Origin of the sequence: Amycolatopsis sp. NPDC049691 (assembly GCF_040675005.1) — a bacterium.
GTDB lineage: Bacteria > Actinomycetota > Actinomycetes > Mycobacteriales > Pseudonocardiaceae > Amycolatopsis.
In genome coordinates this window covers 68,131-84,545 of sequence record NZ_JBFANX010000032.1, presented here as the reverse complement: position 1 = coordinate 84,545, position 16,415 = coordinate 68,131, and the positions used below count along the sequence as shown (strand labels likewise).

The window sequence follows — 16,415 nt, the reverse complement described above, 5'->3', positions numbered from 1 at the left end:
GGGACTGCCGCGGAAGATTAAGTCACGCTCGCAGATCAAACAAGGCTTTGCCCTGAATTTGCAAGAAGAAGTCGATTCATTGCGAAATCCGTCGGTCTGGCAAGGTAAGCCCATGACGCGTCCCGAAACCGCCGCCGAAGTGTTCGACGCCCTCGGCACGGACTACGAACACGCCTTCCGGAACCTGGCCGAGCAGCGAGCCGCGCTCACCGCGCTGGCCGAACGGCTGCCCGCGGGCGCGACCGTGCTCGACCTCGGTTCCGGGACCGGACGCCCGACCGCGGAGGCGCTCGCCGCCGCCGGCTGCGCGGTCACCGGGTACGACGTCGCACCGAAGATGGTCGAGATCGCCCGCGCCCAGGTGCCCGCGGCGCGGTTCGAGGTCGGCGACATGCGCGCACTGGCCTTCGAGGACGGCTCGTGGGACGCGATCACGGCATTCTTCTCGATGCTGCAGCTCCCCCGCGCCGACCAGGACACGATGATCGGCCGGATGGCGGCGTGGCTGAAGCCCGGCGGCCTGCTCGTCTTCGCGACCGTGCCCGCCGACGTGGACGGCGTCGACATCGTCTTCATGGGACACCCGGTCCGCGCGAGCAGCTTCACCGCCGAAGCGCTGAAGGAAAAGCTCCGCGCCGCCGGACTGGAGATCGTCCGCGAAGAAGAGGCGATGTTCGTGCCCGACCACCCGGAGGCGGGCCCCGAGCCGCACGTCTACCTCACCGCGCGCCGCCCTTCGTGAGTCGATCGTGGCGTCAACCCCTCACCGGGCCGATCACCCGGTGGACATGAATTTTGCTCAAGTTCGTGCATGTCCCGCGCCGGGGACCCGAGCTAAAGTGAGGAATGGGCATCGAAGCTCTCGCCAGGCCGGTACCTCGCGAACACCGCGAGCTGGTGCGCGAGATGCTGGCCAGATTGCCCGAGTTCGCCGACCGGCTCGCCCGGCTGCTGAGTGAAGAGGACGAGTTCTACCGGCAGGTCGACCACGTCGCGCCGGACGAACTGCGGCAGGTCTGCCACGCCAACCTCGAACGCGCGCTGTCCGCGGTGGCCGAGGGCCGCGGCCTCGCCCTCGACGCCGCCCGCAAGACCGGGCTCGTCCAGGCGCGGCAGGGCATCCCGCTGCCCGCTGTGCTGCGCGCCTTCCGGATCGGCGGCACGTTCGTCTACGAGGCCCTGCTCGAGCTGGCCGGCCCGGAGTTCCTCAACCCCACCCGGACGATCGAGATCAACTCCTACGTCTGGAAGGCGATCGACCTCTATTCGGACGCGCTGACGACGGCGTACGAAGAGGTCGCGGCCGAGCCGTCGCACGCCAACGTGCGGCTGCTCGACGACCTGCTGCGCGGCCGGCTCGCGAGCCAGGCCGACATGGAGGCCGCCGCGCGGGAGCTGGGTCTGCCGACCGCGGGGATGTTCGTCGCGGTGGTCACCGAGCGCGTCGAACCCGACGAGCACGACACGGTCGAGGCGCTGCTGCGGGCCCGCCGCTGGCGGTCGGCGTGGCGGCCGGGCGGCGAGGCGGGCCTGGTGGCGATCGACCGGATCGAAGACGTCCGGCGGCTGCGGGAAGTGCTGGGCTCGCTGCCGGTCGCGGCCGGGATGAGCAAGCCGTTCAGCGGGTTCCCCGACGTCCCGGACGCGCTGCACCGCGCCCGGATCGCGCGCCGCTCGCTGCCGGCAGCGACGGCGGGCGTGGTCGTGTTCGGCGACTCGCCGGTGACGACGCTGGTCGCCGCGGCCCCCGGCATGGCCCGCGACGTGGTGCGCTCGGCGCTGGCCGGCGTGCTCGCCCTGCCCGGCGCGGAACGGAAGGTCCTGCTCGACACGCTGCTGGCGTGGTTCGCCGGCCACGGTTCGGCGAAGGAGGCCGCGGACCGGTTGTTCGTGCACCCCAACACGGTCCGGTACCGGCTGCGCCGGGTGCAGGACCTGACCAAGCGGGACCTGACCGACCCCGTGGACATCGGCGAGCTGTACGTCGCACTGGAGTCGGTGCGTCTCGATCCCGACTCGACCGATTGACTTTCGATAGATATCAAGCGATAGTCGGCACATGATTTCCGAGAAGTGGGCCGTTCGCGGGCTCAGAGTGTTCCTCGTCGTGCTCTTCGGCGTCCTCCTCGTGTTCCAGACGCTGTCGCTGCCGGGCGGGATCGCCTACCACACGCAGCAGAACCCGCACGACGCTCCGCTGCGCTGGCCCCTGACCGCCATCGCCGTGTTCCTCGTGCTGTGCGTCCAGGTGGTGCTCGTCGCGACCTGGCAGCTGCTGACGCTGGTCAAGAAGGACCGGATCTTCACCACCGCGTCCCTGAAGTGGGTCGACCTGATCGTCTGGGCCATCGCCGCCGCGTGGCTGGTCTTCGTCGGCATGCTGCTCTTCGTCGGCTTCAACGCCGACGACCCCGGGATGCCGATGGTGCTGTTCCTGGTGACCGTCGGGATCACCGTGCTCGGCCTGCTGATGGTGGTCATGCGCGCGCTGCTGCGCCAGGCCACGACGCTGCGGTCCGACATGGAAGCGGTCATCTGATGGCGATCGTCGTGCGCATCGACGTCGAGCTGGCCAAGCGCAAGATGAGCGTCGGGGAGTTCGCCGAGAAGGTCGGGCTGACGCCGGCCAACGTGGCGGTGCTGAAGAACGGGCGGGCGAAGGCGGTGCGGTTCAGCACGCTGGAGGCGATGTGCCGGGTCCTCGGCTGCCAGCCCGGCGACCTGCTGGAGTGGGTCGACGACTAGTGCTCGCCCCGGTGGTTGCGGGCCGCGAGAGCGGCCGCGGCGAAACCGTGGTCGAGCATCTCCTTCTCGTACTCCGCGACGGCGTCGAGCAGCGGCGCCCCCGAGACCAGCCGGCCGGCCAGCAGGCCCGCGTCGTGCAGCGCCACTCCCGCGCTCACGCCGGCGGGCGGCATCGGGTGGGCCGCGTCGCCCACGAGCGTCACCGGGCCCGGTGACCACGGCTCGGGCCGCTCGGAGGTGTACACGCTTGCCGCCAGGACGTGGGCCGGGTCGCCTCGCCGGACCAGCGCGGGCAGCGACGGGTGCCAGCCGCCGAGCGCCTCGGCCGCCAGGTCCGTCAGCTCGCCAGCGCCCAGCCGGAAGAAGTCCGGGCCGAACGCCGCCGACGGCGCGGTCACGGCCCACATGACGTAGTCCTCGCCCGGCGGGAAGCCGAACTCGGCCGGGTCACGCCGGAAGCGCTGCGCGGCGAGGGCCAGCCGGCGGCCCTCCGGGCCGGCCACGCCGAGGAAGCCTTCGAGCGCCGCGGCCGGGGTCAGGTCGCGGGTCTCGGCGGTGAGCGGCGTGCGGCCGTAGATGAGCCGGGCGTCGTCGATGGTCACCGGGAAGTCCGGCAGCAACTGGCGGCGGATGCCGGAACCGGCTCCGTCGGCGGCGACGAGCAGGTCGCCGTCTTCGGTGCGGCCGTCGGCGAACCGGACGCGCACCCCGCCGCCGTCGAGCGGGGTGTAGCCGGCGAACTCGGCACCGAAGCGGGTGCAGCCGGCCAGGTCGCGCAGCATGATCCGGCGCAGCGTCAGCCGGTCGACGGTGATCCCGGCGGTGCCCGGCGGCAGCGGGATGTCGGTGAAGGTCCCCAGGTCGGGGCCGGCCACGGCGACCCCGCGCCCGGTCCGGCAGGACGTCGCCACGGCCTGCTCGTACGCCTCGGCGGGCAGCCATTCGCGCAGGGCCGCGTCACCGTCGCCGCCGATGTGGATCCGGTAGCCCTGCGCGCGGGCGTCGACGGCGGCGTCCCGTTCGAAGAGCAGGACGTCGACGCCGTGCCGGCGCAGGCCGTGGGCCAGGCACGGGCCGGCCAGCCCGGCGCCGCTGATCAGGACTCGCATGATTACCCCCGTAATGAGATTGTCTCAACTGAGACTGTCTCGGATGCTAGCATTCCCGCCATGGACGCTCAACCGGCCGACCCGGCCGCGATCGGGATGCTGCTCTACCGCGCCCACCGGCTGGCCCGCGCGCACGCCAACGACGCGGCGCGCCCGGCGGGAATCGAGCTGCAGCACGCCGGGGTGCTGGCGACGGTCCGCGCGGGCGGCGTCCGCAGCCAGCGTGAGGTCGGCGCGGTGCTCGGGGTCGACAAGTCCACCCTGGTCCGCATCGTCGACGACCTCGAGCGCCGGAACCTGCTGCGGCGCAGGCGTTCCCCGAGCGATCGGCGGGCGTACGAACTGGTGATCACCGAGGAGGGCGAGCGACGGCTCGACGAGGCGGACGCCCTGTTCGGCGAGGCGATGACGGGGCTGCTGAAGGTGTTCGACGACGCGGACCGGCGCCGGCTGCACGAGCTGCTGAGCCGGTTCGTCGCGCAGGAGGACCCGTCCGACGGCTAGGCGGCGTCCGCCTCCACCAGCCGGGCCAGTTCCAGCAGCGTCCCTTCGAAGCCGGGACCGGCGGTGAGCGCCACCGTGAGCGGACCCCCGCGCCGGTCCGTGCCCACCGGGAGCGTCACCGCCGGCTCCGTCCACTGGGGACGGTCCACACCGGCCGAGACGACCACGTCCGGCCGGGCGGGCGCGCGGCGGCGGCCGCCCGCGTCGAGGTCGAGCACCACGTTGCCGTGCAGGGAAAGCAGCGCCGCCACGTCGGCGACGGCGTCGCGCAGCTCGCGGTCGGCGATGGAGTCCGAATGCGCGCCGATCGCCGCCGGGGACGGCTCGGCGCCCAACCGCGGCACGATCACGCCCAGGTCGCCGGGGGTGCAGGCGAGCAGCCGGATGCCGGGCACGCCGGCCAGCGGGTCGGTCAGCGTGATCCCCGCGCTCGCGGCCGCCGCCACGATCCGGGCCCGCCAGCGCGCGGTGGCCGCGATGGCGACCATCGAAGGGTCCTGTGCCAAAAGGGATTCTCTCCTTTGCGGTCCGGCGCGGCGGAGTGAGGATCGTCCGATGGTGGGCCCGTGCCCGTTGTGCCCGGGAACAAACATGTTTGGTCGCTTGGTCCGAACGGGCGCGCACATGCGACCTTCCGGTGGCACCGGGAGTCTGTGACCGCCGGTCACACTTTGACGCGCGGCGTGGCGCGGGCCACTATCCGCAGCACTGATTACCGCCGGGTAATTTGTGCTGTCGACGAGGACGACCCAGGAGGACCGTTGCGACGTGCTTTCGGCCTGATCTTGCTGGCACTGGGCGTCTTCGCCGCCGCGGGGGCGGTGCTCCTCCCCACCTACGTCTACCCGAAGCTCGCGAAAGTGCCGCTGGACCAGGACTCCACGTCGGTGCTCGAGGGCACCGCGAGCAAGGTCCTCGCCGTCACCGACGACGGCTCCGGCCCGGTCTCGACCATCCGCGAGAACGCCAAGCTGACCGCGGTGGCGCACGTGCAGGCGAACTTCGCCGCGCCCGAGATGCACCAGGACACCGACTACGCGGTCTGGCTGCTCGCGGTGCAGGTCACCGACGACGCCGACGGCACGGTGCTCAGCGCGAGCAAGCGGCAGGTCTGCTTCGACCGGCGCACCGGCGAGGGCTACGACCCGCGCGGCGCGTCCGACCCGATGTGCGCCGCGAACAGCAGCTACGTCACCGAGCTGAAGGACAAGGCCGACAAGGACGGCCAGAAGCCGCCGGAGACGAACATCGAGAAGGCGCAGCCCGGCCTGAACTTCAAGTTCCCCTTCGGCACCGAGCAGAAGGACTACAAGGTCTACGACGACAACACCGGCGCGGCCGTCACCGCACGCTACGCCGGCACCGAGACGGTGAACGGGATCGAGACCTACAAGTTCGTCCAGGAGATCCCGGACACGAAGCTCGACTCGAAGAAGGTGCCCGGCTCGCTGGTCGGCTCCCAGCAGTCCACCGTGGACGCCGACCTCTACTACCGCGGCGTGAACACGATGTGGGTGGAGCCGGTCACCGGGATCGAGGTCAAGCAGCAGCAACAGCAGCACCAGGAACTGCGCACCCTGACCAGCGCGGCGGTCGTGTTCGACGGAACCCTCGCCTACAACGGCAAGACGATCTCGCAGATGGTCGACCAGGTGAACGCGAACAAGGGCAAGCTGGAGTTCCTGTCCACCACCGGCCCGCTCTGGCTCGGCATCGGCGGCGGCGTGCTGATCATCGTCGCGATCGTGCTGCTGGTCCGCCGCCGCCCGGCCGAGCCGCCCGCCCCGCGGCAGCGGCGCCAGGTCGTCTTCGCCCGGACCTGATCACCGCTTCCGCAGGACCAGGACCAGGTTCCACGACGCGATTTCGCGGAGGCCGGGAATCCGCACTACCCACATCGCCCAGCTCGGGTGGTAACGCGGGTACCCGGCCACCAGATCGGCGAGCGGTGTCGTCTTCGCCCAGCGGAGCGCGGCGCCGACCGAAACCGGGAACAGGCTTTCGCCGAATTTGTTCTTCGGCTGCTTCCCCTCTTTCCGGGAATACCGCGCGCGGGCGTAGTACCCGCCGAGGAAATGCCAGGGTGCGGTCTCGTGGCCGCCCCACGGGGAGAACCACGGCGTGAACGAAGCGAAGACCGTGCCGCCGGGCTTGGTCACCCGGCACATCTCGTCGAGCATCACCCACGGCTCACGGACGTGCTCCAGCACGTTGGACGAGTAGCAGACGTCGACGGAACCGCTGCGCACGGGCAGTTCCGTGCCGCTGGCGCGGATCATGTTCTCGCCGGGCTCGCCGCGCGCGGACAGCTCGCCGACGTCGGGATCGAGGCCGAGGTAGACCGCGCCGGCCGCGCGGAAGGCGTCGGAGAAGTACCCCGGGCCGCCGCCGACGTCGAGCACCGTGCGACCGGACAGCGGAGTGTGCGCCGCCAATTGCCGGACCGAGTCGGCGGCCAGCGCGGAATAGAAGCCGTCCGGGTCGGTCTGCTCGGTGAGGAACGTGCGGAAGAGCGTCACGGAACGGCCGAGCGTGGCCCGGTGCGGCCGGTCGAGGACAGAATTACCTACCATTGAACCGTCGCTTTCCCGATTACGTTCCTCTACTGTGTACGCACCGGTAACCTAGCATCGTCGCTACAGTTTGGATAACCCGATGGAACGACCTCGAGTGCTCCTCGTCAACTGGCGCGACACCGGCCACCCCGAGGGCGGCGGGTCGGAGCGGTACGTCGAGCGGATGGCCGAAGGGCTCGCGAGAGCCGGGTACCGGGTCGAAATCCAGTGCGCCGCCTACGCGGGCGCGACCGCGGGCGAGTGGCGCGAAGGCGTCCGCTACCGCCGGCGCGGCAACAAGTTCGGGGTGTACCTCCACGCGCTGCGCGCGATTCGCCGGGCCCGCGCCGACCTCGTGGTCGACGTGCAGAACGGCATGCCGTTCTTCGCCCGGCTGGTCGCCGGGTGTCCCGTCCTGGTGCTCGTGCACCACGTCCACAAAGAGCAGTGGATCAGCGCGCTCGGCGAGACGCTGGGCCGGGTCGGCTGGTGGATCGAGTCGCGGCTGGCGCCGTGGCTGTTCCGGAAGTGCCGGTACGTCACGGTTTCCGAGATCACCAAGGCCGAGCTGGCCGGGCTGGGCATCGAACGCTCGCGGGTGACCGTGGTGCCGAACGGGCTGGACGCACCACCGCCGTGCGCGTCCGAACGGGACGCCACGCCCACGCTGGTCGCGGTCAGCAGGCTGGTGCCGCACAAGCGGATCGAGCACGCCATCGACGTCGTCGCGCGGCTCGCGCGGCGGTGGCCGGCGCTGCGGCTCGAGGTCGTCGGGCAGGGTCCGTGGGACGAGGTCCTGCGCGCGCACGCGGTTTCGCGCGGGGTCGCCGACCGCGTGGTCCTGCACGGCTGGGTCGACGAGCACAGCAAGCACGAGATCCTCGCGCGGTCGTGGCTGCACCTGTGCCCGTCGGTCAAGGAGGGCTGGGGCATCGTCATCATGGAGGCGGCGGCGCACGGCGTGCCGTCGGTCGCCTACCGCGCGGCGGGCGGCGTGGCCGAATCCATTGTGGAGGGCCGCACCGGCCTGCTGGCGGACGACTTCGAGGACTTCACGGCCCAGGTGGACGGCCTGCTCGCCGACGGCTTGCGCCGCGCGGAGATGGGGCTGGCCGGCGCCGAGCGGGCCGGGACGTACAGCTGGGACGCGAGCGTGGGGCGGTTCGAGACGCTGGTGCGGGAGGTCTCCGGGCTTTCGGCGCCCCGGCCGCGGATCCTGAGTCAAGTGGCGCGGGGCGAGGCGCTGGCGTCGTGAACCGCGGCCCGGAACTCCTCCAGCAACCGCCCGGCCGCGGCCGCGTCGAAGTCGCGGCGGCGGGCCCTCACGGTCACAGTTGTGGTGTCCCCGGTGGTCGCCGCGCCGAACGCCACCCCTGACCGGCCGCTCGCGGCCGGGTAGAACGCCAGCGAGCGCACCGCGTCCCCGGTGGACACGACGCCGAGATTGGACACCAGGAACGTCGAGCCGAGCCGGCTCGCCAGCAGCCGCGTGCCCAGCCGGGCGAGCCTGCTGCTGCGGGCCGGGAAGTCCGGTTCCGGTGCCTGGGCCGCCAGCACCGCGGCGACGTCCGCGCCGGGCCGCAGCCGCAGCCGGAAGAACGCGCTGTCGTGCACCGGTTCCGGCGCCGCCCCGGAGCGCCACGACGCGCCCAGCGCGGCCACGACGCGGGCGGTGCGGGCGCCGTGGGCGCTGTTCCACCGTTCCGTGGCGCGAGCGGCCGCCGCGACGAAACCCGCCGCCCCCAGCCGCACCCGTGGCTCGTGCCGGGCGGCGAAGACGTCCCCTGCGGCTCCGGCCCGGCGGTCCGGGGTAATCCGGCCCGGGGGCGCGAAAAGCGCCTCAGCGAGCCGCTGGAGGGCAGAGAGCGCAAAGGGTTTGCCGCCGGTGCGTTCGCCGATCCCCGTCGCACCCGAGGAAACCGGGACGTCGAGGAGGATGCCGAGCAGCGAGAGCAGGCCGAGACCGTCGAGGGCGCCGTGGTGCGCGGCGACGAGCAGCGTGGACTCGCCGACGGCGACCCGCAGGAGCGGCGCACCGCGTTCGTAGGGCGCCGAAGCGAACCGGTCGCGCGTGGCCGGCAAGTCCGTGGCCGGCTCGATCTCCGGCACGGCACCGAGGTGCGGGTACTGCTGGACGGCGGCCGCCAGCCGGGCGCGCAGCTTCTCCGGTTCCGGTGCGGCCGCGCGGAGTTCCGCTTCGAGGAGGATGCTCCAGGAAACGGTGGGGTCGCCGTAGAGCCCGACGACGCGGTGGGCGTGGTCGGAGGCGAGCCGGGTCACGCGTCAGCGGTTCCCGTAGATCTTGCCGGGGTGGTCGGCGGGGTTGTACTTCACGTGCGCGTTGAGCTTTTCCTGCACCTGGGCGGAGCTGTCCGGGTCCGCGCCCTTGGTGAGGGCGAAGCCCGCTCCGGTCGCGAGACCGCCTCCGAGGATGACGGCGGCGACCACGCCGATGACCGTGCCCACGTGTCACTCCTTCCGCGGCGGGAGATTCCTGCCGCGGCCCAATGTACGCATCGGTAACATGCGGCACAACAGTGCGACGCACAGCGACGCGAGCGCTACTCCGTTTGCCACCAAGGCGGGCGTCCACGAGATCGCTTTCACCGGCGGCACACCCGGGGTCCGGTAGAGCGTCAGCCACTCCCCGGACCACACCGGCGTCGCGTCGGCGAGCAACCGTTTGTCGACGTCGCCAGGTGTCCCGTGTTCCACGAGGATCCAGCCGATACCCGCCGCCGTCAGCTCACGCGCGGACGTCGCGGCCCGGACGTCGCCGATGCGCGGGTCCTCGCCGGTGACGCGGTCGGCTCCCACTTGGAGGGTGTCGTCCATCAGCACCGGTTTCGGCAGGAAGCGCGGCGCCGGGTCGAGCTGCGTGCGGTCGTCGTTCCAGGCGAACCCGCGGAACGCCGACAGCGGCAGCGTCAGCACGTCGCCGGGGCGGTCACCGAGCACTTCGGACACTGCCTGCCAGTCGGCGGGGTAGCGGACGGTGGCGAGCCGTCCCCAGCCGCCCCACGCCAGGTCGGGCAGGGTGAGCAGCGGGAAGACGGCCGCCGCGGTCACGAGCGCGACGCGCCCGCGCCCGGTCTTGAGCTTCGCCGCGGCGGCTTCGACGGCCAGCGCGAACCCCAGCGCGAGCGGCAACGCCCACCAGGCGACCCACTTCTGGGCGTCCCGCAGGAGTCCCGCGCCGGGCAGGTGGCGCGTGGCGGCGGTCAGCAGTGCGTCCCCGCCGGGGAGCGTCGCCAGCGACGCCAGCAGCACGCCCGCGGCACCGAGGGCGAACAGGGACCGCGCGGGCGCCTTTCCCCACCGTTGCGTGAGCGGCTTGAGCCCGGCCACCGCGATGGCGACGACGACGAGCGTCAGCACCGGCGTCAGTGGCATGGCCCGGCTGCCGGGAACCGTTTCGGCGTTCCAGATCCCGCCCAGGCCGAGGACGCTGAGCAGCGCGGGGCCCCAGCTTTCGGCACGGGCGCTGAACGCCGTCACACCGGCCGGGTCGGAGTACGTGCCGCCGGCGTTCAGGAAGGTGGGGACCAGCCACGGCAGGTTGAGCACGAACGCGATGGCGAGGGTCTGCCAGAGGCGGCGGGCACCGGCGGCGACGGCCATGACGGCGGCGGCGAGCACGCCGCCCGGCGGCGTCAGGACGGCGGGCGCGCAGGCGATCACGAGGCTCGGCAGCGCGTTCGGTTCGTGCTTCCGCGCGGCGAGCCCGGCGCGGACGATCCAGGGCAGGGCCGCGTAGGTCAGCAGCAGCGGCCAGTGGCCGATGAAGAGCCGCTCCGCGACATACGGCGTCCACGCGTACGCCGTCGCGGCGACGAGCCGCGTGCCGAGGTGTTCGGTCGGGACGAGCCGGCCGGCGCCCTGCGCGGCGGCGAAGATCGCCAGCAGCAGCACGAGTTTCTGGACGATGTCGCCGGGCAGCACGGTGGTGGCGAGCGCGACGGCGGCGTCGGCGGGAACGGACCGCGGCAGCGGGCCGCCGATCCCGAACGCGTCCGGCACGAAGTGCTGGCGGGGCGCGAACACCATGTCGTAGCTCAGGACGAACCCGCGGCCGAGCAGCGGCGCGCAGACGGCGAACGCGAGCAGGACGGACACCACGGGGAGCGCGAGCCGTCTGCCCGGTGCGTCCACTGCCCTTCCTTTCCGGTGTCCGCGCGGTTAGGGTCCCTGGAAATTACCCGCCGGTAATGGGAGCCCGCCGTTGAGCGTAGCCACCGAAGTGCCGGCCCGGACCGGCAACCGGGTCGCGGCGATCCTCGTCTCGCTCGCGCTCGCGGGCAACAACGCGGGCAGCTACGTGCTGAGCCTCGCGGCCGCGCGGATCCTCGCGCCGGGGGCTTTCGGGGAGCTGAGCTCGCTGCTGGCGGTGCTGGTCATCGGCGTCGTCCCGGCGATGGGGCTGCAGACGGTGGTGGCGCTGCGGGTCGCGCGCTCGCCGTCACTGGCGCACGGTTCGCTGTTCGCGCTGGGGCTGATGACGAGCGCGATCGTCGCGACGGCGGCGTTGACGCTCAGCCCGTTGCTGGTGCTCCTGCTGCACCTGGGCTCGCTGACGCCGGCGCTGCTGGTGACGGCCGCGCTCGGGCCGTTGACGCTGCTGGGGGTGTTCCACGGGCTGCTGCAGGGCGCCCACCGGTTCGCACTGCTCGCCGGCCTGATCGCGCTGGAGGGGCTGGGCAAGGTCGGCGGTTCCCTGGTGGGGCTCCTGGTGGCGGGCTCCCCCACGGGCGCGCTGGCGGGGACGGCACTCGGGTCGCTGGCGGTGGTCGTGGCGGGCTGGTGGGTCTGCGGCCGCCCGCGTCCCCGCTGGGCCGACCGCCACGGCGCGGACGTACTCCATACGGCGCAGGCGATGCTGGCGCTGGTGCTGCTGGTGAACCTGGACCTGGTGCTGGCGCGGCACACGCTGCCGTCGTCGGCCGCCGGGGAGTACGCGCTCGGGGCGATCGTCACGAAGATCGCGTACTGGCTGCCGCAGGCGGTGGGGGTGCTGGTGCTGCCCCGGTTCGCGGCTTCTTCCGGGCGGCGGCGCGCGTTGCCGGTGGCGTTGGCGGTGTGCGCGTTCCTGGATGCGTTCGTGTTGCTGGCTTCCGTGGTGCTCGGGCCGTCGTTGCTGGGGCTGATCGGCGGTGCGCGGTACGCCGGGAGCACGATGCCGGTGTGGCCGTTCGCGTTGGCCGGGTCGATGCTGGCGCTGGTGCAGATCCTCTTGTACGCGCGACTGGCCGACGGGGATCGCCGGGTCGCGGTGCTGATGTGGGCGGCCGTGGGCGTGGAGGCGTTGCTGATCACGGCTTGGCTGCACGGATCGGCGACGCAGGTGGTGACGGTCGCGGCCTGCTGCGCGGGCGGGTTGGCGGTGGCGGGCGCGGTTCTGGAGCTGCGGGCGCGGCGGAATCCGGTCTGAGCAGCCCCCGTTTTCCACGCTACCGCGGGGCACCGACAGTCTCCGGCGCCTAGGTCGCCGGTTCCGTCGGGTTGTCCTTGCGGGTGAACCAGTCCACGCACGTCGCCGCCATCGCGGCCGCCGCCAGCAGCAGGGCCGCCTGGGTCACCGGGCCGTACGCCCACTCCTGGCCGTGGCCCAGTACCCGGCCCGTCACCGACACCGCCGCCGCCACGGCCATTCCGCCGAACGCCGCGTACCTCGGTGCGCGGTCCCAGAACTGGCGGGCCAGCAGGCACGCGATCAGCAGCACCACCGGCAGCATCCCGCCCAGCGCGACCAGCAGGCCGATCAGCACCACCGGTACGAAGGAACCGCCCGGCGGGACCGGGAACGACCGCCGCCGGGCCGGCCAGCAGACGCCCACCAGCAGCAGGACCACCGCCACCGCGCCGACCAGGAGCGAGATGCGGTACGCCGAGTCCGGGGTGAACGACAGCGTCACCACCCCGCCCGCGCCGGCCGGGACGATCCACGCCTGCTGCCAGCCGTCGACGCGGGTGCGGGCCAGCTCGCGACCGTCCATTGTGGCCACCCAGCCCGCGTTCGCGTTCTCCGGGACCGCCAGCACCGCCTCCGCGCCCGGCGCGACCGTCACCGACCGCGAAGCCGCGTCCCACTTCCCCACCTGCACCGCGCGGTGCACCGGTGGGGCGGCCGCCACCGCCGGACGCAGCCACAGGTCCTGGACGACGAAGGAGTCCGACCGGTCCGTCCGCAGCTCGTGCCCGCCGGACGGCAGCGAGATCCCGCCTTCGGAATCCCGGCACATCCGCAGTTCCAGTGGCCGGTGCGCGGTGATGTCGGACAGCGTCCCCCGCACCGACGTCCGGTAGTCCAGCCCGTCGAGGTGGACGTTCGGCCCCGACCCGCACGGCACCGTGAACGCCGGGTCCGGCCCGGGCAGCAGCCCGTCGGTGCCGGACAGCTCCAGGCTCCCGATCCCCACGACCGCGCGCGCGGCGGGGTCGTCGTCATCGCCCGGCAGCACGATCTGCAGCTGGTCGGTGTCCAGCGGCTCGAAGGACGCCGACCCGCTCGGGTCGAGCTGGACCGTCCGCGACCCGGACCTCCCCACCAGCTCCAGCTGCCGCGGCGCCCGCGCGCCGCTCGCCGGCGCGACCCCGATGTGCAGCCCCGAAATCCGCTTCGGGGCGGCCCAGTTCAGGGTGAGCGTCGGCCGCAGGTCGGTGACGTCCGGGCGCCACGTCGTGCCCGCGTCGCCGTCCACCGCCGCGAACCCGCCCGCCACCGGGTCGCCGCCCAGTTGCGACGTCGAGGCCACCGTGACCCCCGGCAGCGCGACCGGATTCCTGCCGCCGCCCGCGGGCAGCACCGTGCCGCCGACGAGGAACGTCTGCTCGGCCGGGGTGCTGAACAGGCGCCGGATGCCGTCGGGCTCTTCGCCGTCGCGGGCCGCGGAGGCGTCGCAGCGCACCGCGCCTTCGGCGGGCAGGCACGCGTACCGCGGCTGAGCACCCCGCGTGAACGCGAACCCCGGCGCCGGCCCGGCGGGCAGGTCGGCCGGGACCTCCAACGCACGCTGCGGTTCGGTGCCGGGGATCTTCAGCTCCGCGATGCCGACGTTGCCGTCCTGCCGCCCGACCACCAGCGACAGCAGCGTGATCCGCACCTTGCGCGTCACGCCCGCGGCCACGGCGTAGGTGTGCGGCCCGGCACCGCGGATCACCTGCTGGTCGACCGAGCCGTTGTCGGTGGTGATCCGGACCCGCGTGGCCGGCCAGCCGACGCGGAGGTCGTCGACCATCTCCAGGTCCACCGAGTTCACCAGGCGCGGCGTGTCCAGCTCGACCTCGAGCCACTGGCCGATCGGCCCGGTGAACGACGACGAGCGCCACGACGTGCGCGGGTCGCCGTCGATCGCCGCGAACGGCTGGTGCCCCGGGTCGGACCCGCCGAAGGCGTCGGCGAACGACGCGGCCGTCGACGCCGTCACCGCGCGGATGCCCCGGTAGGCGGCCACCGTCTGGTGTTCCTCGCCCGGGAACGGCAGCACGTCCCCCGCGGCGCGCTGCTGCCGGAACGCCTCGCCCGCGGTCAGGGTCTGGCTGAGGTTGTCCCGCACGCCGCCGACGTTCCGCTCGGCGCGGCGCAGGCCGTCGGTCACGAGCCGGGGGCCGCCCGGCGAACCGCCGTCGCCGGTCAGCACCGTCGGCGTCGACGGGTCGAGCTGGCCGGAGTCGATCAGCGGGAGCAGGTTTTCCGGGCCGCCGCTGACGGTCGGGACGTCCGTTGTGGACGTCGCCGTGGCGAGCGGCACGGGCTTGCGCACCTCGTAGACCTCGAGCGGTCCGAACTCCGCCGCCTTGCCGATTCCCGGCGAGCCGGCCAGCCCGGCGCGCAGGGTCGCGATCGGCGGCGCGTTGGTCCGATCGCGGTCGATGTCGTTGCGCAGCAGGAGGAACCGGTAGCCGGACCGCGCGAGCAGCGCGGCGAGCCCGGGATCGCCGCGCCCGTCGGCCAGCGCCGCGTCGACCGAGTCCATCAGCCGCGTGTTGCCCTCGGACCCGAGCGGGACCTGGTTGCGCACCGCCCACGGGCTTCTCGCGATGGCCTGCGCGGGTTCGTCGACCGTGCGGCCCCAGTCGTATTCGCCGAACCCGGTGGCCGGCAGCAGCAGGGTCCGCGCGTTCGGGTCGGCCTTGGCGACGTAGCCCATCGCGTCGTACCAGTAGCCGGGAACCTCGTCCCAGCCCGGTCCCGAGCGCAGGTTCAGCAGCCACGCCGGCGCGGCCATCACGAGGACCAGCAGGAGCCCCAGCGCGGGACGGAGGAACCGGCGTGCGGACTTCACCCGCACCGGACCCGCGATGCCGTGGACGAACGCCAGCATCAGCGGCAGCCGCAGCACCGGCTCGAACTTGTGGACGTTGCGCAGCGGCGCGAGCGGACCGTCGAGCAGGTGCCGGACCTGTTCGGCCAGCGGGCTGTCGAGCGTGCCGACGTAGCCGATGGTCAGCAGCGTCAGCCCGGTGAGGACACCCAGCACGAGGAACCGGCGTTCCGGCAGGCCGCGGCGGGTCAGGCCGAGCAGGCCGACGCCGGCGACGAGTCCCGTCGCGAGCATCAGCACCGGGTTGTCGATCAGCGACCAGCCGCCCGGCCACCACGGCGTGCCCTGCACGACGTAGGCGACCCACTGGTTGGTCCCGCGCAGCACCTCGAACAGCGACATCGGCGCGGTCGTGTTCGTCGCGGACTCGATGTAGTCCAGGAACGGCAGGCTGTACTCGCCGAGCAGCAGCAGCGGCAGGATCCACCACAGCGTCGCGCCGACGACGAAGACGAACCACCACAGCACCAGTTCGACGTGGTGGCGGGTCCACTTGCGCGTCAGCAGCCACAGCCCGGGCAGGACGAGCGCCATCACGACCATCGCGCCGTTGACCCCGCCCATGCACAGCACGGCGACGGCCGACAGCCCGGCGGCCCGCCGCGGCGAGCCGATCTCCCCGGCCCGGACCAGCGGCACCAGCACCCACGGCAGCAGCACCGCGGGCAGCATTTCCGCGGACAGACCACCGATTTCGGTCAGCATGCGCGGCGCGAGCGCGTACCCGAGCGCACCGATCAGCCGGGTGCGCTCGGTGCCGAGCTTCATCGCGCGCGCCAGCAGCAGGGCGCCGCCGAACGCGGCGATGAGCAGGATCGCGCCCCACAGCCGCTGCGCGATCCACGCCGGCATCCCGACCGCCTGGCACAGGGCGAAGAACGGGCCCATCGGGAAGAGGTAGCCGTACGCCTGGTTCTGCAGCTCCCCCGCCGTCGCCTGGGGGTTCCACAGGTGCAGCGCGCGGCCGAGGAACGCGAGCGGGTCGACGGCGAGGTCGAGCTTCGTGTCGAAGGTCGTCTTCCCCGGCATCTGCAGGAATGACAACGTGGTCAGCGCCAGCACGATCCAGGTGCTCGGCCGGCGGAAGAACGCACCGGGCGAGAACTTCCGGGCGCCGCTCGAGGGCGGGGCGTCGTCCCGGGACCGTTCGCGGGTGGCGGTTACCATCCGGTAGATACTAG

Annotated in this window: 15 protein-coding genes; 8 read left to right on the top strand and 7 right to left on the bottom strand. The window is 72.8% G+C overall.

The window, feature by feature from the left end:
• Positions 1-112 precede the first annotated feature (112 nt).
• The 4 genes from AB0J40_RS43980 (at position 113) to AB0J40_RS43965 (ending at position 2,745) form a co-directional block, all read left to right on the top strand.
• Positions 113-742, top strand: coding sequence for a methyltransferase domain-containing protein (locus AB0J40_RS43980; RefSeq protein ID WP_364465987.1), 630 nt, complete (start codon positions 113-115; stop codon positions 740-742).
• A gap of 104 nt (positions 743-846) precedes the next feature.
• On the top strand, positions 847-2,028 hold the full coding sequence (locus AB0J40_RS43975; RefSeq protein ID WP_364465985.1) for a helix-turn-helix domain-containing protein: 1,182 nt from the start codon (positions 847-849) through the stop codon (positions 2,026-2,028).
• Positions 2,029-2,059: 31 nt separating this feature from the next.
• Positions 2,060-2,539 (top strand): DUF2975 domain-containing protein, encoded by a 480-nt coding sequence (locus AB0J40_RS43970; RefSeq protein WP_364465984.1) that lies wholly within the window; start codon positions 2,060-2,062, stop codon positions 2,537-2,539.
• Entirely contained in the window at positions 2,539-2,745 is a 207-nt protein-coding gene (locus tag AB0J40_RS43965) for a helix-turn-helix transcriptional regulator (protein ID WP_364465982.1), read from the top strand. Before AB0J40_RS43970 ends, AB0J40_RS43965 begins: the two co-directional genes overlap by 1 nt.
• Here the strand turns inward: AB0J40_RS43965 and AB0J40_RS43960 are convergent.
• A complete protein-coding gene (locus tag AB0J40_RS43960) occupies positions 2,742-3,854 on the bottom strand; it encodes an NAD(P)/FAD-dependent oxidoreductase (protein WP_364465980.1) in 1,113 nt (370 codons plus the stop codon). The two genes, AB0J40_RS43965 and AB0J40_RS43960, sit on opposite strands and share 4 nt — an antisense overlap.
• A 60-nt stretch (positions 3,855-3,914) precedes the next feature.
• On the opposite strand from AB0J40_RS43960, the gene AB0J40_RS43955 reads away from it, so the two are divergent.
• Positions 3,915-4,358 carry a MarR family winged helix-turn-helix transcriptional regulator gene (locus AB0J40_RS43955; RefSeq protein WP_364465978.1) on the top strand — a complete coding sequence of 148 codons (444 nt, stop codon included), beginning with the start codon at positions 3,915-3,917 and terminating at the stop codon, positions 4,356-4,358.
• On the opposite strand, the gene AB0J40_RS43950 is transcribed toward AB0J40_RS43955, so the two are convergent.
• Positions 4,355-4,846, bottom strand: coding sequence for a hypothetical protein (locus tag AB0J40_RS43950; protein WP_364465976.1), 492 nt, complete (start codon positions 4,844-4,846; stop codon positions 4,355-4,357). The genes AB0J40_RS43955 and AB0J40_RS43950 overlap by 4 nt on opposite strands.
• 273 nt (positions 4,847-5,119) lie before the next feature.
• Here AB0J40_RS43950 and AB0J40_RS43945 point away from each other — a divergent pair, with 273 nt between their 5' ends.
• A complete protein-coding gene (locus AB0J40_RS43945) occupies positions 5,120-6,181 on the top strand; it encodes a DUF3068 domain-containing protein (protein ID WP_364465974.1) in 1,062 nt (353 codons plus the stop codon).
• Here AB0J40_RS43945 and AB0J40_RS43940 read toward each other — a convergent pair whose 3' ends face one another.
• A complete protein-coding gene (locus tag AB0J40_RS43940; RefSeq protein WP_364465972.1) occupies positions 6,182-6,877 on the bottom strand; it encodes a class I SAM-dependent methyltransferase in 696 nt (231 codons plus the stop codon).
• 151 nt (positions 6,878-7,028) lie between these two features.
• On the opposite strand from AB0J40_RS43940, the gene AB0J40_RS43935 reads away from it, so the two are divergent.
• The gene (locus AB0J40_RS43935; RefSeq protein WP_364466034.1) at positions 7,029-8,168 is read left to right on the top strand and encodes a glycosyltransferase family 4 protein; all 1,140 of its coding nucleotides are present in this window, start codon (positions 7,029-7,031) and stop codon (positions 8,166-8,168) included.
• On the opposite strand, the gene AB0J40_RS43930 is transcribed toward AB0J40_RS43935, so the two are convergent.
• Genes AB0J40_RS43930 through AB0J40_RS43920 form a run of 3 tightly spaced genes read right to left on the bottom strand, consistent with a single transcriptional unit; the run spans position 8,135 to position 11,065 of the window.
• Positions 8,135-9,193 carry a hypothetical protein gene (locus AB0J40_RS43930; protein ID WP_364465970.1) on the bottom strand — a complete coding sequence of 353 codons (1,059 nt, stop codon included), beginning with the start codon at positions 9,191-9,193 and terminating at the stop codon, positions 8,135-8,137. The two genes, AB0J40_RS43935 and AB0J40_RS43930, sit on opposite strands and share 34 nt — an antisense overlap.
• A 3-nt stretch (positions 9,194-9,196) precedes the next feature.
• Positions 9,197-9,379, bottom strand: coding sequence for a hypothetical protein (locus AB0J40_RS43925; RefSeq protein WP_364465968.1), 183 nt, complete (start codon positions 9,377-9,379; stop codon positions 9,197-9,199).
• 3 nt (positions 9,380-9,382) lie between these two features.
• The gene (locus AB0J40_RS43920; RefSeq protein WP_364465967.1) at positions 9,383-11,065 is read right to left on the bottom strand and encodes a hypothetical protein; all 1,683 of its coding nucleotides are present in this window, start codon (positions 11,063-11,065) and stop codon (positions 9,383-9,385) included.
• A gap of 70 nt (positions 11,066-11,135) precedes the next feature.
• On the opposite strand from AB0J40_RS43920, the gene AB0J40_RS43915 reads away from it, so the two are divergent.
• Positions 11,136-12,341, top strand: a complete 1,206-nt coding sequence (locus tag AB0J40_RS43915) for a polysaccharide biosynthesis protein (RefSeq protein WP_364465965.1) — start codon at positions 11,136-11,138, stop codon at positions 12,339-12,341.
• A 49-nt stretch (positions 12,342-12,390) separates the two neighbouring features.
• Here AB0J40_RS43915 and AB0J40_RS43910 read toward each other — a convergent pair whose 3' ends face one another.
• On the bottom strand, positions 12,391-16,401 hold the full coding sequence (locus AB0J40_RS43910) for an alpha-(1->3)-arabinofuranosyltransferase (protein WP_364465963.1): 4,011 nt from the start codon (positions 16,399-16,401) through the stop codon (positions 12,391-12,393).
• Between the last annotated feature and the right edge of the window lie 14 nt (positions 16,402-16,415).